Raw genomic sequence first — 19485 nt, 5'->3', positions numbered from 1 at the left:
CGACTGGCGAAAGCCAGTCGCAGCTTTACTGTACGTCGCCAAACAGTCCCTTCAGAAACCGCTCCAGCGCCATACGCGAACTGAAACCGTGCGGAATACCATAATGCTCATGCCGTTCACCGCCTAAATAGAGCGGAAATTGCTGATAGTGGTCGCAGGTTTTAATATCCGAGGCAGGCTCAGCAAATGACAGACTTCTGTCTTTCAGCGTCGGGTGAATAATGAGAGCGGTACGTCCCATCCTGGCTTCACGATTAACATAAACATAATTCTCGCCGCGGCGATATCCATACGCTTTTGGCGTCACCTCATCCATGGTGAATCCCTCTTTTTCAAGAACGCGTGCCACCTCGTCAGGTCGTAAATACATATCTTTTCCTCGTTATCTTTTCCTGCCCGGCAACCTTACAGTAATCAGCATTAGCAGGGCTTTCAGAATAGTCCATAAACTGGCGGATAACGCGTGACGCGCTTCAGATATTAAATTTCTGAACTAAACTAAACGGGAACACAAAATTACGGAGGATCGTATGTTTAACAGACCGAACCGAAACGATATTAACGACGACGCGCAGGATATTCGTAATGATGTCAGCCAATTAGCGGACACGCTTGAGGAAGTGCTGAAATCCTGGGGATCGGATGCGAAGGATGAAGCAGATGCTGCGAAACGTAAGGCTCAGTCTCTGCTCCGTGAAACCCGTGCCCGTATGAACGGACGTTCACGCGCTACGCAGGCGGCCTGCGACATGGCAAGCTGTGCTACGACCTTCGTACGTGAAAAACCACTGTGTACGCTGGGAACCGTCGCGGCGGTCGGCATTTTTGTCGGAGCCCTGCTCAGCCTGCGTAAGTAAGCCCGCATTCACAACCCCGGTAGCCTCAGGCGCCGGGGCTTTTTTATGCCTGTAAGCCTGAAAAACCCGTACAGCCCGCCCTGCCCCGCTGTGCTCATCACCAGGGCAATATTAATCTGAATTTCCCATATCTTGTATGGTTGAATCTTTTATCAACTACATCTAGTATTCTCTTTAGAAAGACACACACTCTATGACGCGTTAACTCGCGCCGTTTTCTCATTCTAAATGGAAATACGAATCATGAGCATTATTATTTACACTCGTAACGATTGTGTTCAGTGCCACGCCACCAAACGGGCGATGGAGAGCCGAGGCGTGGCGTTTGAGATGGTAAATATCGACCTGGTGCCCGATGCCGCGGATACCCTGCGCGAACAGGGATTTCGTCAGCTTCCGGTGGTGGTTGCCGGTGATACCAGCTGGTCTGGCTTTCGCCCGGACATGATTAACCGCCTGAGCGCTCAGGCCACGCGTGCATGAGTGGGCTGGTCTTCTTCTCCAGCAGCTCAGAAAACACGCTCCGCTTTATTGAGCGCCTCGGGCTGTCTGCGGTGCGTATTCCGCTCAACGAGCGGGAGCGCATTCAGGTAGACGAACCTTACATTCTGGTGGTGCCCAGCTATGGCGGCGGCGGTACGGCAGGAGCAGTACCCCGCCAGGTGATCCGCTTTCTGAACGATCCTCATAACCGGGTACTGATTCGGGGCGTGATCGCGGCGGGCAATCGTAATTTTGGCGATGCCTTTGGCCGCGCCGGGGATGTCATCTCTCAAAAATGCGGCGTGCCGTATCTCTATCGTTTTGAACTGATGGGGACACAGCAGGACGTAGAAAACGTGCGTAAAGGAGTGAACGAATTTTGGCAACGACAACCGCAGAACGGGTAATTCAGGCGACGCCGGACTACCACGCATTAAACGCGATGCTTAACCTCTATGACCGGGAGGGGCGCATTCAGTTTGGCAAAGATCGCGAGGCGGTAGAGGCTTTTTTCGCCGCCCACGTGCGGCCCAACAGCATGACGTTTGCAAGCCAGAATGAACGTCTCGACTATCTGGTTAACGAGGGCTACTACGAGGAGCGCGTCCTGGCCCGCTACGATCGTCCCTTCGTGGTAAGACTGTTTGAACGTGCGCACGCCAGCGGTTTTCGCTTCCAGACCTTTCTTGGCGCATGGAAGTATTACACCAGCTACACCCTGAAAACCTTCGACGGCAAACGCTACCTGGAAAGCTTTGAAGATCGCACCGTGATGGTGGCCCTGACGCTGGCCCAGGGCGATGAAGCGCTGGCTGAACGGCTGACGGAGGAGATCCTCTCCGGCCGCTTCCAGCCCGCTACGCCCACCTTCCTCAACTGCGGCAAGGCCCAGCGCGGCGAGCTGGTCTCCTGCTTCCTGCTGCGCATCGAAGACAATATGGAGTCGATTGGCCGTGCGGTGAATTCGGCGCTGCAGCTTTCCAAACGCGGCGGCGGCGTGGCGTTTCTGCTCTCGAACCTGCGGGAGGCGGGCGCGCCGATCAAGCGCATCGAAAACCAGTCCTCGGGCGTCATCCCGGTGATGAAGATGCTGGAAGATGCGTTTTCCTACGCCAACCAGCTTGGCGCGCGCCAGGGGGCGGGGGCGGTTTACCTGCACGCGCACCACCCGGACATCCTGCGTTTTCTCGATACCAAACGTGAAAACGCCGACGAAAAAATCCGCATCAAAACCCTGTCGCTCGGCGTGACGATCCCGGATATCACGTTTAAGCTGGCCAAAGAGAATGCCGATATGGCGCTCTTCTCGCCGTACGACGTGGAGCGGATCTACGGCAAAGCGTTTGGCGACGTGGCGATAAGCGAGCTTTATGACGAGCTGGTTGCAGACGATCGCATCCGCAAAAAATACATCAACGCCCGCGATTTCTTCCAGACGCTTGCGGAAATTCAGTTTGAATCCGGCTATCCGTACATCATGTACGAGGATACGGTAAACCGCGCCAATCCGATTGCCGGGCGCATCAACATGAGCAACCTGTGCTCGGAAATTTTGCAGGTCAACAGCGCCTCCGCTTACGACGAAAACCTGGACTACGCGGAGATCGGCAAAGATATCTCCTGCAACCTCGGGTCGCTGAATATTGCCCACACCATGGATTCGCCGGATTTTGGCCGCACGGTGGAAACTGCCGTTCGCGGGCTGACGGCGGTATCGGACATGAGCCACATCCGCAGCGTGCCGTCCATTGAGGTGGGCAACGCCGCGTCGCACGCCATCGGCCTGGGGCAGATGAACCTGCACGGCTATCTGGCAAGGGAAGGCATCGCCTACGGCAGCCCGGAAGGGCTGGATTTCACGAATCTCTATTTCTACACCGTCACCTGGCATGCGCTGCATACCTCAATGATGCTGGCGCGCGAGCGCAACCAGCGGTTCGCAGGCTTTGAGCAGTCGCGCTACGCCAGCGGGGCGTATTTCAGCCAGTATCTGGAAGGCGACTGGCAGCCGAAAACCGAAAAAGTGCGCGCGCTGTTTGACCGCGCCGGCATTACCCTGCCGACGCGCGAGATGTGGCAGCAGCTGCGCGACGACGTGATGCGCTACGGCATTTATAACCAGAACCTGCAGGCGGTACCGCCGACCGGTTCGATTTCCTACATCAACCACGCCACGTCGAGCATTCACCCGATCGTGTCGAAGATTGAGATTCGTAAGGAAGGCAAAACCGGACGCGTCTACTACCCTGCCCCGTTTATGACCAATGAGAACCTGGCGCTGTACCAGGACGCGTACGAGATCGGCCCGGAGAAAATCATTGATACCTACGCCGAGGCCACGAAGCACGTGGACCAGGGGCTGTCGCTGACGCTCTTCTTCCCGGACACCGCCACCACGCGGGATATCAACAAAGCGCAGATTTACGCCTGGAAGAAAGGCATCAAAACGCTGTACTACATTCGCCTGCGCCAGCTTGCGCTGGAAGGCACCGAAATTGAAGGCTGCGTGTCCTGCGCGCTGTAAGGAGAAAGGATGAAACTGTCACGCGTGAGTGCCGTTAACTGGAACAAGATTCAAGACGATAAAGACCTGGAGGTGTGGAACCGCCTGACCAGCAACTTCTGGCTGCCGGAAAAGGTGCCGCTCTCCAATGATATTCCAGCCTGGCAGACGCTGAGCCACGCCGAACAGCAGCTGACGATCCGCGTCTTTACCGGCCTGACGCTGCTGGACACCATTCAGAATACCGTCGGTGCCCCCGCATTGATGAGCGACGCGCTGACGCCGCACGAAGAGGCGGTGATGTCGAACATCAGCTTTATGGAGGCGGTGCACGCCCGCTCCTACAGCTCGATTTTCTCGACGCTGTGCCAGACCAAAGACGTGGATGCGGCCTACGCCTGGAGCGAAGAGAGCGCGTCATTGCAGCGAAAGGCGGAGCTGGTGCTGGAGTATTACCGCGCCGACGAGCCGCTGAAGAAGAAGATCGCCAGCGTGTTCCTGGAATCCTTCCTCTTCTATTCCGGCTTCTGGCTGCCCATGTACTGGTCGAGCCGGGGCAAGCTCACCAACACCGCCGATTTGATTCGCCTCATTATCCGTGACGAGGCGGTGCACGGGTATTACATCGGTTATAAGTATCAGAAAGGGCTGGAGAAAGTCAGCCCGGAAAAACGCGAGGAACTCAAAGGTTTCGCCCTCGATTTGCTGATGGATCTGTATGACAACGAGTTGAGCTATACCGAAGAGCTGTACGCCGGAACGGGCTGGGAAGAGGACGTGAAGGCGTTTCTCTGCTACAACGCGAACAAAGCGCTGATGAACCTGGGCTACGACGCGCTTTTCCCGCCGGAGATGGCGGAGGTAAACCCGGCAATCCTCGCGGCGCTGTCGCCCAATGCGGACGAAAACCACGATTTCTTCTCCGGGTCCGGATCGTCGTACGTGATGGGTAAAGCGGTGGAGACAGAAGATGAGGACTGGGATTTTTAATGTATGAATTAACGTTCATTAATTAAATATAAATCTCATTATTTCCACACCACTATTTCACCAGGCACTACACTGTAATTTCCCCGTCATATTCGCCTGAATCACACCGATTCAGGCGAATTTCCCGACGCAGCAGCAAAAAAATTGAGAAAAATTCAAACCGTCCTCAGCCCTTTATTCATGGGAAATTCAGCCGTTTCGCTTGCATCAAAATTCCGGCGTCAGGCCAACTCAGGGTTGTCTCAGATTCTCAGTATGTTAGGGTTATGCCCGTTAACAATTTACCATGGTAATCATATCGACATAAACAAATAACAGGACACTCTCTATTGCATGGCAATTAAATTAGAAGTGAAAAATCTTTATAAAATATTTGGCGAGCACCCGCAGCGCGCATTCAAATATATTGAGAAAGGCCTTTCGAAAGAGCAAATTCTGGAAAAAACCGGGCTGTCGCTTGGCGTTAAAGACGCCAGTCTGGCCATTGAAGAAGGCGAGATTTTTGTCATCATGGGGTTATCCGGTTCGGGTAAATCCACTATGGTTCGCCTTCTCAATCGCCTGATTGAACCCACCCGCGGACAGGTGCTGATTGACGGCGTGGATATCGCCAGAATCTCAGACGCAGAACTCCGCGAGGTGCGCAGAAAGAAGATCGCAATGGTGTTTCAGTCATTCGCGCTGATGCCGCATATGACGGTGCTCGATAATACCGCCTTCGGTATGGAATTAGCCGGCACGCCCGCTCAGGAACGTCAGGAAAAAGCCCTGGATGCTTTGCGTCAGGTTGGGCTGGAAAATTACGCTCATGCCTACCCGGACGAGCTTTCGGGCGGGATGCGTCAGCGCGTTGGATTAGCCCGCGCGTTAGCCATTAATCCAGACATATTATTAATGGATGAAGCCTTCTCCGCCCTCGATCCTTTAATTCGCACCGAGATGCAGGATGAGCTGGTAAAATTACAGGCCAAACACCAGCGCACCATTGTCTTTATTTCTCACGATCTCGATGAAGCCATGCGTATTGGCGACCGCATTGCCATTATGCAAAATGGCGAAGTGGTGCAGGTCGGCACGCCGGATGAAATTCTGAATAATCCGGCGAATGATTACGTGCGCACCTTCTTCCGCGGCGTGGATATTAGCCAGGTATTTAGCGCGAAAGATATTGCCCGCCGAACGCCAAACGGCATTATTCGAAAAACGCCAGGCTTCGGCCCGCGCTCCGCGCTGAAGCTGTTGCAGGATGAAGACCGTGAATACGGCTATCTGGTTGAACGCGGCAATAAATTTGTCGGCGTTGTCTCCATCGACTCTCTGAAAAACGCCCTGAGCGAAAACCAGGGAATCGATGCGGCGTTGATTGACGCTCCGCTTGCCGTGGATGCCGAAACGCCGCTTAGCGAGTTGCTCTCTCACGTGGGTCAGGCGCCTTGCGCCGTGCCGGTTGTCGGTGAAGAACAACAGTACGTTGGCATCATCTCAAAACGGATGCTGCTACAGGCTTTAGATCGCGAGGGGGCAAACAATGGCTGATCAATCAAACCCATGGGGTACCACTGAAGCTGCGGACAGCGCGGCGCAATCTGCCGATGCGTGGGGTTCCACGCCCACACCTGCCGACGGCGGCGGCGCGGCGGACTGGCTCAACAGCGCACCCGCGCCTGCGCCAGAGCATTTCAATATTATGGATCCGTTCCACAAGACGCTGATCCCGCTGGACAGCTGGGTGACAGAGGGGATCGACTGGGTCGTTACCCATTTCCGCCCGGTGTTCCAGGGGATCCGCATCCCGGTGGATTACATCCTGAACGGCTTCCAGCAGCTGATGCTGGGCATGCCTGCGCCCGTGGCGATTATCCTGTTCTCGCTGATCGCATGGCAGTTCGGTAGCGCGGGTATGGGCGTCGCCACGCTGATCTCCCTGATTGCCATCGGCGCGATTGGCGCGTGGTCTCAGGCGATGATTACCCTGGCGCTGGTGCTGACCGCCCTGCTCTTCTGCATTGTCATCGGCCTGCCGATGGGGATCTGGCTGGCGCGCAGCCCGCGGGCGGCGAAGATTATTCGTCCCCTGCTGGATGCGATGCAGACCACCCCGGCGTTCGTCTATCTGGTGCCTATCGTGATGCTGTTCGGCATCGGTAACGTGCCGGGCGTGGTGGTGACCATTATCTTCGCCCTGCCGCCGATTATTCGCCTGACGATCCTGGGGATTAACCAGGTGCCGGCGGATCTGATTGAGGCCTCGCGCTCGTTCGGCGCCAGCCCGCGTCAGATGCTGTTTAAGGTTCAGCTTCCGCTGGCGATGCCGACCATTATGGCGGGCGTTAACCAGACGCTGATGCTGGCGCTGTCCATGGTGGTGATCGCCTCGATGATCGCCGTTGGCGGTCTCGGCCAGATGGTGCTGCGCGGTATTGGCCGTCTCGACATGGGGCTGGCGACCGTCGGCGGCGTCGGGATTGTGATCCTCGCCATTATCCTTGACCGCCTGACCCAGGCTGTCGGTCGTGATTCACGCAGTCGCGGCAACCGTCGCTGGTACACCACCGGCCCTGTCGGGTTACTCACCCGCCCCTTTACAAAATAAGGAACAACGATGCGACATAACGTACTTTTTGCCACAGCGTTTGCCACCCTTGTCTCCACCAGCGCGTTTGCCGCTGACCTGCCGGGCAAAGGCATTACCGTGCAGCCGGTGCAGAGCACCATTTCGGAAGAGAGCTTCCAGACCCTGATCGTCAGCCGCGCGCTGGAGAAGCTGGGCTATACGGTCAACACGCCGAGCGAAGTGGATTACAACGTGGGCTACACCTCGATTGCCTCCGGTGATGCCACCTTTACCGCCGTGAACTGGCAGCCGCTGCACGACGACATGTATGCCGCCGCAGGTGGCGATAAGAAATTCTATCGCGAAGGCACCTTCGTGACCGGCGCGGCGCAGGGTTATCTGATCGACAAGAAAACCGCTGATAAGTACCACATCACCAATATTGAGCAGCTGAAAGATCCGAAGATCGCCAGACTGTTCGACACCAACGGTGACGGCAAGGCCGACATGATGGGCTGCTCGCCGGGCTGGGGCTGCGAAGCGGTGATTAACCACCAGAACAAAGCGTTCGATCTGGCGAAAACCGTCGACGTGAGCCACGGCAACTACTCCGCGATGATGGCCGACACCATTGCCCGCTTTAAGGAAGGCAAGCCGGTGATCTACTACACCTGGACGCCGTACTGGGTGAGCGACGTGCTGAAGCCGGGCAAAGACGTGGTGTGGTTACAGGTGCCCTTCTCCTCCCTGCCGGGCGAGCAGAAAGATATCGACACCAAACTGCCGAACGGCATGAACTATGGCTTCCCGGTGAACACTATGCACATCGTGGCGAACAAAGCCTGGGCGGAGAAAAACCCGGCTGCGGCGAAGCTGTTCTCGGTGATGAAGCTGCCGCTGGCGGACATCAACGCCCAGAATGCGATGATGCACGCGGGCAAATCCTCTGAGGCGGATGTTAAAGGCCACGTGGATGGCTGGATCAAAGCCCACCAGCAGCAGTTTGATGGCTGGGTGAAAGAGGCGCTTGCGGCGCAGAAGTAAAAACACAACACAACCTTACCCCTCACCCCGGACCGTTACCCCTCTGGGGAGAGGGGTAACGGTCCGGGGTGAGGGGATTAACCGCACAAACACACACATAACAATCCCCCAACAATCTCAATCATTAGCTATTATGGTTTCCGGAAAAATAATCACTTAACTCACGATTCCTGAAACTAATGACAAAAACATCTCAGGGGCTTAGCCCCGCACTCATCCTTTTAATGTCCGTGGCAACGGGTCTGGCAGTCGCCAGCAACTATTACGCACAACCTCTGCTTGATACTATCGCGCGCGCCTTCGATCTTTCAGCCAGCTCCGCCGGCTTTATCGTCACCGCTGCGCAGCTCGGCTATGCGGCAGGGCTGCTATTCCTGGTGCCATTGGGCGATATGTTTGAGCGCCGGATGCTTATCGTCTCTATGACGCTTCTGGCGGCAGGCGGCATGCTGATCACCGCCAGCAGCCAGTCGCTGACGATGATGATCGTCGGTACCGCGCTAACGGGGCTTTTCTCCGTCGTCGCGCAAATCCTGGTGCCTCTCGCCGCAACGCTCGCCTCGCCGGAAAAACGCGGCAAAGTGGTCGGCACTATCATGAGCGGCCTGCTGCTGGGCATTCTGCTGGCGCGAACCGTTGCCGGGCTGCTGGCAAGCCTCGGCGGCTGGCGCACCGTTTACTGGGTGGCGAGCGTATTGATGGTGGTGATGGCGCTGGCGCTGTGGCGCGGGCTGCCGAAGGTGAAGCAGGAGAACCACCTGAATTACCCGCAGCTTCTGGCCTCCGTGTTTAGCCTGTTCACGCAGGATAAACTGCTGCGCACCCGCGCTCTGCTGGGGTGTTTAACCTTCGCCAACTTCAGCATTCTCTGGACGTCGATGGCATTTCTGCTGGCAGCACCGCCGTTCAATTATTCCGAAGGGGTGATTGGTCTGTTCGGTCTGGCCGGTGCCGCCGGTGCACTGGGCGCTCGCCCGGCAGGCGGGCTGGCTGATAAAGGCAAATCGCACATGACCACGACAGCCGGACTGATTTTGCTCCTGCTCTCCTGGGCGGCCATCTGGTATGGGCACGTCTCGGTGCTGGCGCTGATCGTCGGTATTCTGGTGCTCGATCTCACCGTACAGGGTGTGCACATCACCAACCAGACCGTGATTTACCGCGTGAAGCCCGAGGCGCGTAACCGCCTCACGGCCGGATACATGACCAGCTACTTCATTGGTGGTGCGGCGGGTTCGTTAATATCAGCGTCGGCGTGGCAGCATGCCGGCTGGTCAGGTGTGTGCGGGATAGGGGCACTCGTCGCCGCGCTTAACCTGGTTGTATGGTGGCGCGGCTATCATCGTCAGGAAGCAATTCATTAAGTTTTACATTGCTTTGGGCCTCTTAGGGTGTAAAGGGGCCCGGCAGTCTGTTAATGTAAACGTAATCATTTATCCCAGAAATTTTAATGTGGGTGACATATCTACAATTGGCATGAATAGTTCAGACCCCCGTCCCCACATCCTCTCTTCAGCGGGTTTATACCCTACGCTTTCTGTGCTCACCGGGTCACGGACTTACCCGGCGCTCTTTGATGGTGGCATTCGTTTGGCGGATATAACCGCACAAATAATTCATTTACATTATTTGTCACCATCGTTACTATATCGGCTGTAATTAATGAGGTTATGCCCAAAATGGATAGTTCGTTTACGCCCATTGAACAAATGCTTAAATTCCGCGCCAGTCGTCATGAGGACTTCCCGTATCAGGAAATCCTGCTGACCCGCCTGTGCATGCACATGCAGGGTAAGCTACTGGAAAATCGTAATAAAATGCTGAAAGCTCAAGGGATTAACGAGACGTTGTTTATGGCGTTGATTACGCTGGAGTCTCAGGAAAACCATAGCATTCAGCCTTCTGAGCTGAGCTGCGCGCTGGGATCGTCCCGTACCAATGCGACCCGTATTGCCGATGAGCTGGAAAAGCGCGGCTGGATTGAGCGCCGTGAAAGCGATAACGATCGCCGCTGCCTGCATCTGCAATTGACCGATAAAGGTCACCAGTTCCTGCGTGAGGTGCTGCCACCTCAGCACAATTGCCTGCACAAACTCTGGTCTGCCCTCAGTACTTCCGAGCGCGACCAGCTTGAGCACATCACTCGCAAGCTGCTCACCCGTCTGGACCAGATGGATGAAGAAGGCGCTGTTCTTGAGGCGCTGCGCTAACGCGACGACACGCTCAACAATCCAGATTTATATAAGAAAACCGACAGGCCAGCACGTCACACTGCTGGCCTTTCTGACAACAGGTCGGCTTAGCCGATGTGAAAATAAGAAGATCGTGGAGAACAACAATGAGCGCAAATGCGGAGAGCACTACCCCGCAGCAACCGGCCAATAAGAAAGGCAAACGTAAAAGTGCCCTTCTTCTGTTGACCTTGCTCTTTATTATTATTGCCGTGGCATATGGGATCTATTGGTTTTTAGTATTGCGTCATGCAGAAGAGACTGACGACGCATACGTGGCAGGGAACCAGGTACAGATTATGGCGCAGGTGTCGGGCAGCGTGACGAAAGTCTGGGCTGACAATACCGACTTTGTGCAAAAAGGCGATGTGTTGGTGACCCTCGATCCAACCGACGCCCAGCAGGCCTTTGAGAAAGCCAAGACCGCGCTGGCCTCCAGCGTCCGTCAGACCCGCCAGCTGATGATCAACAGTAAACAGCTGCAGGCCAACATCGACGTGCAGAAAACCGCACTTGCGCAGGCGCAGAGCGACCTGAACCGCCGTGTACCGCTCGGCACCGCTAACCTGATTGGCCGTGAAGAGCTGCAGCACGCGCGCGACGCGGTTGCCAGTGCCCAGGCACAGCTGGACGTGGCGATTCAACAGTACAACGCCAACCAGGCGATGGTGCTCGGCACCAGCCTCGAAAACCAGCCCGCCGTACAACAGGCGGCGACTGAAGTACGCAACGCATGGCTTGCCCTGCAGCGTACCAAAATCGTCAGTCCGATGACCGGCTACGTCTCCCGCCGTTCCGTCCAGCCAGGGGCGCAGATTAGCCCGACCACGCCGCTGATGGCGGTCGTGCCGGCAGACAACCTGTGGGTAGACGCCAACTTTAAAGAGACGCAGCTCGCCCATATGCGTATCGGCCAGACCGCGACGGTCGTCAGCGACATCTACGGCGATGACGTGAAGTACACCGGGAAAGTGGTGGGTCTGGATATGGGGACCGGCAGCGCTTTCTCCCTGCTGCCTGCGCAAAACGCCACCGGTAACTGGATTAAAGTGGTTCAGCGTCTGCCCGTGCGTATCGAGCTGGATGCCAAACAGCTGGCGGATCACCCGCTGCGTATCGGCCTCTCCACGCTTGTGACGGTCGATACCGCCAACCGCGACGGTCAGATCCTGGCAAGCCAGGTGCGTAGCAGCCCGGTTTATGAAAGTAACGCCCGTGAAATTAGCCTCGATCCGGTCAACAAACTGATCGATGACATCGTGAAGGCAAACGCCGGTTAATCCGAAGGTGAGCGTTATGCAACAGCAAAAGCCGCAAAAACCGCTGGAAGGCGCGCAGCTGGTCATTATGACCATTGCGCTGTCGCTGGCGACATTCATGCAGGTGCTGGACTCCACCATCGCAAACGTGGCGATCCCAACCATCGCCGGCAACCTTGGCTCGTCGCTGAGCCAGGGGACCTGGGTCATTACTTCGTTTGGGGTGGCAAACGCCATCTCCATCCCTATCACCGGCTGGCTGGCGAAGCGCGTCGGTGAGGTGAAGCTGTTCCTCTGGTCCACGGTAGCGTTTGTTCTTGCCTCCTGGGCGTGCGGCATGTCCAGCAGCCTGACGATGCTGATTTTCTTCCGCGTCATTCAGGGGATTGTCGCCGGGCCGCTGATCCCGCTGTCGCAGAGTTTGCTGCTGAGCAACTACCCCCCAGCAAAACGTTCGGTCGCGCTGGCGCTATGGTCAATGACCGTTATCGTCGCGCCTATCTGCGGACCGATTCTGGGCGGGTACATCAGCGATAACTACCACTGGGGCTGGATCTTCTTTATCAACGTACCGATTGGCGCCGTCGTGGTATTGATGACGCTGCAGTCGCTACGGGGACGAGAGACGCGCACCGAACAGCGCCGTATCGACAGCATCGGGCTGGCGCTGCTGATCCTGGGTATCGGCAGTCTGCAGATCATGCTCGACCGCGGTAAAGAGCTCGACTGGTTCAACTCGCAGGAGATCATCATCCTGACCATTGTCGCGGTGGTGTCGATAAGCTTCCTGATTGTCTGGGAGCTGACGGACGACAACCCGATTGTCGATCTCTCGCTCTTCAAATCGCGAAACTTCACCATCGGCTGCCTGTGTATCAGCCTCGCCTATATGCTCTACTTCGGCGCGATTGTTCTGCTGCCGCAGCTGTTGCAGGAGGTGTATGGCTATACCGCGACCTGGGCGGGTCTGGCCTCAGCGCCCGTTGGGGTGATCCCGGTTCTGCTGTCGCCGATTATTGGCCGCTTCGCCCACAAGCTCGATATGCGTCGGCTGGTGACGTTCAGCTTCATTATGTACGCCGTGTGCTTCTACTGGCGCGCGTATACCTTTGAGCCGGGAATGGACTTTGGCGCCTCGGCGTGGCCGCAGTTCATTCAGGGCTTTGCGGTGGCGTGCTTCTTTATGCCGCTGACCACCATTACGCTCTCTGGCCTGCCGCCTGAGCGTCTGGCGGCGGCATCAAGCCTGTCGAACTTCACCCGTACGCTAGCAGGTTCCATCGGGACGTCGATCACCACCACCCTGTGGACCAACCGTGAATCGATGCACCACGCCCAGCTGACCGAAGCGGTGAACCCGTACAATCCGAATGCCCAGCAGATGTACAGTCAGCTTCAGGGCATGGGGATGACGGAGCAGCAGGCATCCGGCTGGATTGCCCAGCAGATCACCAACCAGGGGCTGATTATCTCAGCAAACGAGATTTTCTGGATATCGGCGGGGATCTTCATCGTCCTGCTGGGGCTGGTGTGGTTTGCCAGACCGCCGTTTGGCGCCGGTGGCGGCGGCGGAGGGGCGCACTAATTCGCGTTGTCCAGAACGCGACAGCGATTGTCAGTTTCGATAAAGCAGCGCTCCTGAAATCAATTCACGATAGTGAAAAGACAACAGGAGCGCATCATGCTGAACACACCTGCCGACAAATACCAGCCTTATCCCACCGTTTCATTGCCCGACCGCCGCTGGCCGGAGCAGACCATCACCCGCGCGCCGCGCTGGCTCTCGACAGACTTACGCGACGGCAACCAGGCGCTTGCCGAGCCGATGGACAGCGCGCGCAAGCTGCAGTTCTGGGATTTGCTGCTGGGCTGCGGATTTAAAGAGATTGAGGTCGCCTTCCCGTCCGCCTCGCAGACCGACTTCAACTTTGTCCGCCAGCTTATCGAAGAGAACCGCATTCCGGATGACGTCACGATTCAGGTGTTAACACAGGCGCGGGAAGATCTCATCTATCGTACTTTTGAATCCCTGCGCGGCGCGAAGCAGGCCACCGTCCACCTGTATAACGCCACCGCCCCGCTGTTCCGCCGCCTGGTGTTCGGTATGGAGAAAGCGCAGATCGTCGAGCTGGCCACCCGCGCCACGCGGCTTATCCGCCAGCTTTTTGAAGAGAACCCTGAAACCCGCTGGCAGTACGAGTACTCCCCGGAAACTTTCTGCTTTACCGAGCCGGAGTTTGCGCTGGAGATTTGTGAAGCCGTGGCGGAGATCTGGCAGCCGTGCGATGAACGGCCAATGGTGATCAACTTACCCGCTACCGTCGAGGTCAGTACGCCGAACGTCTATGCCGATCAGATAGAGTATTTCTGCCGCCACTTCAGCCGCCGCCGCGACGTTTGCATCAGCGTGCATCCGCATAACGACCGCGGAACGGGCGTCGCCAGCGCGGAGCTGGCGGTGATGGCCGGGGCCGACCGCGTAGAGGGCTGCCTTTTTGGCAACGGCGAACGCACGGGCAACGTTTGCCTGGTAACGCTGGCGATGAACCTCTACAGCCAGGGCATTAGTCCCAATCTGGACTTTAGCGATATGAATCGGGTGGTCGAAACGGTAGAGGCCTGCAATCAGTTGCCTGTCCATCCGCGCCATCCGTGGGCAGGACGGCTGGCCTATACCGCCTTCTCCGGCTCGCACCAGGACGCCATCAAGAAAGGCTTTGATGCCCGCAGGCCTGGCGATCGCTGGGAGATGCCCTATCTGCCCGTCGATCCGCAGGACATCGGCTGCACCTACGAAGCGGTGATCCGCGTGAACAGCCAGTCAGGAAAAAGCGGCAGCGCCTGGCTTATTGAGCAAAACCACGGCCTGAAGCTGCCCCGCGCCCTGCAGCAGGATTTTAGCCAGCACGTGCAGCAGGAAACGGATCGCCACGGGAAAGAAATGACGCAGAACGCGCTGTGGCAGCTATTCCGCACCCGCTACGGGCTGGTAACGACCCCGCAGCTGGCGCTGCAATCCTACCGCAGCGACGGCCAGCAGGACGGCCAGCTGCGGCTGACGGCAAGCGTCGTCACGCAGGGGGGAACGCGCCAGCTGGAGGGTCAGGGCAACGGTCTGCTCTCCGCTGCCGCGCAGGGCCTGAGCCGCTGGGTCAACGCGCCGTTTGTGATTAAGGATTATCACGAACATACGCTGGGCGAACGCAGCGACAGCCGCTCGGTGGCCTATATCCGCTGCCTGTTCCAGGACGGCACCAGCAGCTGGGGCGTGGGCATTGACAGCGACGTGGCGCGCGCGTCGCTTCAGGCGCTGTTTAACGCGGTTAGTCGTTCTTAAAGTAATCGCTGGGTGAGATACCCATCGCCCGGCGGAACATCGCCGTAAAGGCGCTGTGGCTGCCGTATCCCAGATCCAGCGCCACGCGCAGCACCGGCTGGCCCTGCGCCAGCCGCACTAAGGCTTCCAGCAGGCGCGCCCTCCTCACCCACTCGCCGTAGCTTAACCCGGTCTGCTGCTGAAAATGGCGGTTCAGCGTACGCTCGCTCATGCCGAGCAAGCTCGCGCTCTGTTGACCGCTCCAGCTTTCACCTGGTAACTGACGGACCTGCCGACACAGCTGGCGTAACGCTTCACTTTCCGGTTCCGGCAGGTGAAACGGCAGCACCGGCATGATGCGAATTTCATCCAGAATGAGCTCATACACGCGCTCGTCACGGCTTCCCGGCGAGTACGACTCAGGTAGCGTCAGGGAGGTGAGGATCAGCTCGCGCAGCAGCAGGGAGATCTGCACGATCTGACAGGTCGCCGGGAGATCGGCTCGCGCCAGCGGATCGATAAACAGCGTGCGGGCTGCAACGTTGCCGGTGATGCGAAGCGAGTGCTGTGTCCCCGCCGGTAGCCAGACGCCGCGCCCGGGCGGCACTACCCAGCAGCCGGATGCGGTATCGACCCGCACGACGCCCGTCAGGCTGTGCAGCAGCTGCGCGCAGTCGTGCTCATGCCACGGCTCGCTATCGCCATGAGCATAATCATGCGAAAACGGCACAAGTGGGCGATGGGTAAAGGAGAAGGTGGTGGTTGTCGTCATGAGGATTGTAGGCCCGGCCAGCGAAGCGCCACCGGGCATCCACAGGCACAATACTAGATGTGCAGCTCCTGCAGTTTTTCTTTTGGCAGGGCCAGCTCTTCATTGCTGTTTACGCGAACGTCACGCTCGATGATGTGACGGGCAATTTCCTGGGCTTCTTCCAGAGAGTGCATCTGGTAAGTGCCGCACTGGTAAACGTTCAGCTCAGGGATCTGGTTCTGCTCTTTCACTTTCAGCACGTCTTCCATCGCCGCTTTCCACGCATCGGCGACGCGTTTCTCTTCTGGCTGACCAATCAGGCTCATGTAGAAGCCGGTACGGCAGCCCATCGGAGAGATGTCGATGATCTCAACGCCGTTGCCGTTCAGGTGGTCACGCATGAAACCGGCGAACAGGTGTTCCAGGGTGTGAATGCCTTTCTCCGGCATCACTTCTTTATTCGGCACGCAGAAGCGCAGATCGAAGACGGTGATCGTGTCGCCGTGCGGGGTGTGCATGGTCTTCGCCACGCGGACTGCAGGTGCTTCCATACGGGTATGGTCGACAGTAAAGCTATCTAATAACGGCATACGTCACCTCCGATAGTGATTTTTTTTAAAATAAACTGAACTCTTCTACAGAATGCACGTCTGAGTATATGAAAGACGCGCATTTGTTATCATCATCCCTGAATTCAGAGATGTATATTTTGGCCACAGCGATGTGGCCTTTTTCTTTTCTGCTTAAGCCTGCTTCGCCAGAAACGCCTCAAACGACTCCGTATCCGCCGCTTCAACCTCTTTCTGACGCACCAGGGACGCGTCGCGCTCCGCGACAAAATCCGCTTCGCTCAGGATCTCTAACGGCTCCTGCATCAGCATCTCACGGTACTCCGCTGAGAGTGAACGCCCCGTGCCGCCAATCCCCTGCTCGATCATGGTGCGCAATATGCGCGCAGAGAACGTCAGTTCCGGGTTATCAAAGCATTCCACCAGCTGGTCGCAAATCTGTTGATACGCGTCGCCGCCGTCGATGCTGTCCAGGGTGCGGGCAACACGCTTCAGGTCACGGAACAGATCCTTACCTACCTTAGCCAGCGGGAACTGCGCTGTTTCGCAGCCAATACCCAGCGTCAGACCCGGTTTACGGCCTTCCAGAATCACGCGGTTCCAGTTCGTGCGCGTACAAAGCAGTTCGTCTGAACTCATTTCCGGCGCATCCGCCAGCGCGCACCAGACCATAAACAGATCCAGGAAGCGAACCTGCTGCTCGTCAACGCCAATCGGTGAGAACGGGTTGATATCCAGCGAGCGCACTTCAATGTATTCAATGCCGCCGCGCTGCAGCGCATCCGACGGCGTTTCACCGCTGCGCGTCACGCGCTTCGGACGAATTGGCGCATACAGTTCGTTTTCAATCTGCAATACGTTGCTGTTGATTTGCAGGCGCTTTCCGTCTTTTTCGAGGCCGATTTTCGCGTACTCTTCCGACGGAGTTTTAATCGCCCGCTTCAATCCTGCCACATATTCGTGCAATTCGTTAAACGTAATACCGAGATTGCTTTGCGATTTATTGGTATAGCCCAGATCGCTCATGCGCAGAGAAGTCGCGTACGGGAGATAGTACATTCCGCACTCGGTTTTTTCGAACGGCAGCGTGGTCGGTTTCCCCTGCAGGAACGATGAACAAATGGCAGGCGACGCGCCAAACAGATACGGAATCACCCAGCCAAAACGGTAATAGTTGCGGATCAGACGGAAATAACCGGCGGAGATCGCTTCTTTATCCGTTTCTCCCCCCTTCGCCTGCCAGAACGCCATCGGCAAAGAGAAATTGTAGTGCACGCCAGAGATCGTCTGCATCAGCGCGCCGTAGCGATTTTTAAGACCTTCGCGATAGAGCGTTTTCAACCGACCAATGTTTGACGTGCCGTACTGCGCCAGCTCAATCTCCTGGCCCTGCTCGATATAGCACGGCATGCTGAGCGGCCACATACGCTCATCGCCGAGATTGCGCGCGGTGTAGCGATGGATGTCGCGCAGGATCGTCAGCATATGATCAATATCGCCGTCCACCGGCGTAATGAACTCCAGCAGCGCTTCAGCGAAATCGGTTGTGATCCATTTATGTGTCAGCGCCGAGCCTAACGCCTTCGGGTGACCCGTCGTCGCTAAGCTACCGTCCGCGTTAACGCGCAGCGTTTCACGCTCAAGACCACGCTGAATACCCTTCAGAGCCTGAGGGTGGTTTTCCAGCCAGGCCAGCGCCTGAGATACGTCCGGGATCAAATTGACCTCCCGCCTGTCAAAGTAATGTTACTCAGCATAATTGTAATGGTTGACGATTGAAGGTCGCGTATTCATTCCACCAATTAGTGCCACCACGTCATACCCTGTAGTGTTGCCCACGCCACGAGAACATAGCGCAACGCCTTGCCAAGGCACAAAAAAAAGAGCACCGGTCCCCAGGAGATGCGCATCCATCCCGCCAGCAGACACAGTAAATCGCCTATTACAGGCATCCAGCTTAATAACAGCGTGGCAGCGCCATAGCGTTTTAGCCAGCCGACTGCCTTTTCCTGCCAGCGCGATTTTTCGCGCAGCGGAAAGAAACGCCCAAGAATAACGTTAGTCAGCCCTCCAAGGCTATTACCCATTGTTGCTATTAATACAAGCAGCCAGGGCTGACTCACGCCGGACAACAGCATCGCCACCAGTACCACTTCCGAATTTCCCGGTAACAGCGTGGCGCTTAGAAAACTGCTGGCGAATAATGAGGCAAGTGACAGCGCGTCACTCACAGTAAGCGCACATCCACCGCCGCCATTCCGGCATCACGCGCGGCCTGAATACCGAAGTCGGCATCTTCAAACACGACGCATTTTGCCGCCGGTACGCCCATTAATTCTGCGCAAAGCAGGAAGGTGTCCGGCGCGGGCTTGTGATTTTTAACATGATCGGCGGCCACCACGGCAGAAAAATAGTGGCGCAGGCCAAGATGGTTGAGCAACGCTTCTGCTATCGCGCTCTCGCTGCCCGTCCCGACAGACATCGGGCGACGCCCGTGCCACTCTTTTACCACATCAATCAGTGGCAGAGGGCGTACGGTATCTAAAAGCATGGCTTTTACCGCATCGGTTTTTTCACGCGCGAGAAGGTGTGGGTCGAGATCGGCCTGATTCAGTTCAATCACGGCCTGCGCAATACGCCAGGTTGGGGATCCGTTGAGGGCAATCATCGCCTGAAGGTCGAAACGCATGCCGTAGCGGCCAAGGACCTCGGTCCAGGCTTGACGATGCGTGGGTTCAGTATCCAGGATGGTGCCATCCATGTCGAAGATCAAACCGTCATACTGTGCGTACATCGTGCTCTCGCTAAACGATTAACAAAGCATTACTTTATCGTAAAAGGGGGTTTTTGTCGCTGACAGAGAGTGTGATTGCTGACGGAACGTCGAAGGAATAGACAAAAGAAGAGAAGATGGTGCATCCGGGAGGA

19 protein-coding genes are annotated in these 19485 nt (G+C 56.8%); 13 read left to right on the top strand and 6 right to left on the bottom strand.

The window, feature by feature from the left end:
• Positions 1–25: 25 nt before the first annotated feature.
• The gene (locus tag IM313_RS20805) at positions 26–370 is read right to left on the bottom strand and encodes a DUF2002 family protein (RefSeq protein ID WP_023308923.1); all 345 of its coding nucleotides are present in this window, start codon (positions 368–370) and stop codon (positions 26–28) included.
• Positions 371–530: 160 nt separating this feature from the next.
• Between IM313_RS20805 and IM313_RS20800 the strand changes: the two genes are divergently transcribed.
• From IM313_RS20800 to leuA, 13 genes are all read left to right on the top strand, one after another.
• Positions 531–857, top strand: coding sequence for a DUF883 domain-containing protein (locus tag IM313_RS20800; RefSeq protein ID WP_023308924.1), 327 nt, complete (start codon positions 531–533; stop codon positions 855–857).
• Between the two features lie 243 nt (positions 858–1100).
• On the top strand, positions 1101–1340 hold the full coding sequence (nrdH, locus tag IM313_RS20795; RefSeq protein ID WP_041908533.1) for a glutaredoxin-like protein NrdH: 240 nt from the start codon (positions 1101–1103) through the stop codon (positions 1338–1340).
• Positions 1337–1747, top strand: a complete 411-nt coding sequence (gene nrdI / locus IM313_RS20790; protein ID WP_192971704.1) for a class Ib ribonucleoside-diphosphate reductase assembly flavoprotein NrdI — start codon at positions 1337–1339, stop codon at positions 1745–1747. The genes nrdH and nrdI overlap by 4 nt, the downstream gene beginning before the upstream one ends.
• Complete coding sequence (gene nrdE / locus IM313_RS20785) at positions 1720–3864, top strand: class 1b ribonucleoside-diphosphate reductase subunit alpha (RefSeq protein WP_192971703.1); 2145 nt, start codon at positions 1720–1722, stop codon at positions 3862–3864. The genes nrdI and nrdE overlap by 28 nt, the downstream gene beginning before the upstream one ends.
• A gap of 9 nt (positions 3865–3873) precedes the next feature.
• Positions 3874–4833: a class 1b ribonucleoside-diphosphate reductase subunit beta gene (gene nrdF / locus IM313_RS20780; RefSeq protein ID WP_045260892.1), complete on the top strand. Its 960-nt coding sequence runs from the start codon at positions 3874–3876 to the stop codon at positions 4831–4833.
• Positions 4834–5166: 333 nt separating this feature from the next.
• Positions 5167–6369, top strand: a complete 1203-nt coding sequence (proV, locus tag IM313_RS20775; RefSeq protein ID WP_028014177.1) for a glycine betaine/L-proline ABC transporter ATP-binding protein ProV — start codon at positions 5167–5169, stop codon at positions 6367–6369.
• Entirely contained in the window at positions 6362–7426 is a 1065-nt protein-coding gene (gene proW / locus IM313_RS20770) for a glycine betaine/L-proline ABC transporter permease ProW (RefSeq protein WP_192971702.1), read from the top strand. The genes proV and proW overlap by 8 nt, the downstream gene beginning before the upstream one ends.
• Positions 7427–7435: 9 nt before the next feature.
• On the top strand, positions 7436–8431 hold the full coding sequence (gene proX, locus IM313_RS20765; protein WP_045260894.1) for a glycine betaine/L-proline ABC transporter substrate-binding protein ProX: 996 nt from the start codon (positions 7436–7438) through the stop codon (positions 8429–8431).
• A 179-nt stretch (positions 8432–8610) separates the two neighbouring features.
• Positions 8611–9795 carry an MFS transporter gene (locus IM313_RS20760; RefSeq protein WP_028014180.1) on the top strand — a complete coding sequence of 395 codons (1185 nt, stop codon included), beginning with the start codon at positions 8611–8613 and terminating at the stop codon, positions 9793–9795.
• A 315-nt stretch (positions 9796–10110) separates the two neighbouring features.
• Complete coding sequence (mprA, locus tag IM313_RS20755) at positions 10111–10641, top strand: transcriptional repressor MprA (RefSeq protein WP_041911975.1); 531 nt, start codon at positions 10111–10113, stop codon at positions 10639–10641.
• 128 nt (positions 10642–10769) lie between these two features.
• The gene (gene emrA, locus IM313_RS20750; protein WP_048998549.1) at positions 10770–11942 is read left to right on the top strand and encodes a multidrug efflux MFS transporter periplasmic adaptor subunit EmrA; all 1173 of its coding nucleotides are present in this window, start codon (positions 10770–10772) and stop codon (positions 11940–11942) included.
• A 16-nt stretch (positions 11943–11958) separates the two neighbouring features.
• Positions 11959–13506, top strand: a complete 1548-nt coding sequence (gene emrB / locus IM313_RS20745) for a multidrug efflux MFS transporter permease subunit EmrB (RefSeq protein ID WP_028014182.1) — start codon at positions 11959–11961, stop codon at positions 13504–13506.
• Positions 13507–13602: 96 nt separating this feature from the next.
• Positions 13603–15258 (top strand): 2-isopropylmalate synthase, encoded by a 1656-nt coding sequence (leuA, locus tag IM313_RS20740; RefSeq protein ID WP_192971701.1) that lies wholly within the window; start codon positions 13603–13605, stop codon positions 15256–15258.
• Here the strand turns inward: leuA and IM313_RS20735 are convergent.
• The 5 genes from IM313_RS20735 to yqaB form a co-directional block, all read right to left on the bottom strand.
• The gene (locus IM313_RS20735; protein ID WP_192971700.1) at positions 15245–16009 is read right to left on the bottom strand and encodes a helix-turn-helix domain-containing protein; all 765 of its coding nucleotides are present in this window, start codon (positions 16007–16009) and stop codon (positions 15245–15247) included. The two genes, leuA and IM313_RS20735, sit on opposite strands and share 14 nt — an antisense overlap.
• A gap of 53 nt (positions 16010–16062) precedes the next feature.
• Entirely contained in the window at positions 16063–16578 is a 516-nt protein-coding gene (gene luxS / locus IM313_RS20730; RefSeq protein ID WP_008499539.1) for an S-ribosylhomocysteine lyase, read from the bottom strand.
• A 153-nt stretch (positions 16579–16731) separates the two neighbouring features.
• Positions 16732–18276: a glutamate--cysteine ligase gene (gene gshA / locus IM313_RS20725; protein ID WP_041908520.1), complete on the bottom strand. Its 1545-nt coding sequence runs from the start codon at positions 18274–18276 to the stop codon at positions 16732–16734.
• A gap of 83 nt (positions 18277–18359) precedes the next feature.
• Positions 18360–18788, bottom strand: coding sequence for a YqaA family protein (locus IM313_RS20720; protein ID WP_008499541.1), 429 nt, complete (start codon positions 18786–18788; stop codon positions 18360–18362).
• Positions 18785–19351, bottom strand: a complete 567-nt coding sequence (yqaB, locus tag IM313_RS20715) for a fructose-1-phosphate/6-phosphogluconate phosphatase (protein ID WP_028014186.1) — start codon at positions 19349–19351, stop codon at positions 18785–18787. Before yqaB ends, IM313_RS20720 begins: the two co-directional genes overlap by 4 nt.
• Positions 19352–19485 lie beyond the last annotated feature (134 nt).

Source organism: Enterobacter cloacae complex sp. P2B (assembly GCF_014895985.1).
Classification (GTDB): Bacteria; Pseudomonadota; Gammaproteobacteria; order Enterobacterales; family Enterobacteriaceae; genus Enterobacter; species Enterobacter bugandensis.
Note: the sequence above shows the minus strand (reverse complement) of the source record. Positions and strands in the feature narration are given on the sequence as shown.

Excerpts from the sequence above, each read along its gene's own strand:
- IM313_RS20805 (WP_023308923.1), bottom strand. The coding sequence starts at position 370 with ATGTATTTACGACCTGACGAGGTGGCACGCGTTCTTGAAAAAGAGGGA.
- IM313_RS20800 (WP_023308924.1), top strand. The coding sequence starts at position 531 with ATGTTTAACAGACCGAACCGAAACGATATTAACGACGACGCGCAGGAT.
- nrdH (WP_041908533.1), top strand. The coding sequence starts at position 1,101 with ATGAGCATTATTATTTACACTCGTAACGATTGTGTTCAGTGCCACGCC.
- nrdI (WP_192971704.1), top strand. The coding sequence starts at position 1,337 with ATGAGTGGGCTGGTCTTCTTCTCCAGCAGCTCAGAAAACACGCTCCGC.
- nrdF (WP_045260892.1), top strand. The coding sequence starts at position 3,874 with ATGAAACTGTCACGCGTGAGTGCCGTTAACTGGAACAAGATTCAAGAC.
- proV (WP_028014177.1), top strand. The coding sequence starts at position 5,167 with ATGGCAATTAAATTAGAAGTGAAAAATCTTTATAAAATATTTGGCGAG.
- proW (WP_192971702.1), top strand. The coding sequence starts at position 6,362 with ATGGCTGATCAATCAAACCCATGGGGTACCACTGAAGCTGCGGACAGC.
- proX (WP_045260894.1), top strand. The coding sequence starts at position 7,436 with ATGCGACATAACGTACTTTTTGCCACAGCGTTTGCCACCCTTGTCTCC.
- IM313_RS20760 (WP_028014180.1), top strand. The coding sequence starts at position 8,611 with ATGACAAAAACATCTCAGGGGCTTAGCCCCGCACTCATCCTTTTAATG.
- mprA (WP_041911975.1), top strand. The coding sequence starts at position 10,111 with ATGGATAGTTCGTTTACGCCCATTGAACAAATGCTTAAATTCCGCGCC.
- emrA (WP_048998549.1), top strand. The coding sequence starts at position 10,770 with ATGAGCGCAAATGCGGAGAGCACTACCCCGCAGCAACCGGCCAATAAG.
- emrB (WP_028014182.1), top strand. The coding sequence starts at position 11,959 with ATGCAACAGCAAAAGCCGCAAAAACCGCTGGAAGGCGCGCAGCTGGTC.
- leuA (WP_192971701.1), top strand. The coding sequence starts at position 13,603 with ATGCTGAACACACCTGCCGACAAATACCAGCCTTATCCCACCGTTTCA.
- IM313_RS20735 (WP_192971700.1), bottom strand. The coding sequence starts at position 16,009 with ATGACGACAACCACCACCTTCTCCTTTACCCATCGCCCACTTGTGCCG.
- luxS (WP_008499539.1), bottom strand. The coding sequence starts at position 16,578 with ATGCCGTTATTAGATAGCTTTACTGTCGACCATACCCGTATGGAAGCA.
- yqaB (WP_028014186.1), bottom strand. The coding sequence starts at position 19,351 with ATGTACGCACAGTATGACGGTTTGATCTTCGACATGGATGGCACCATC.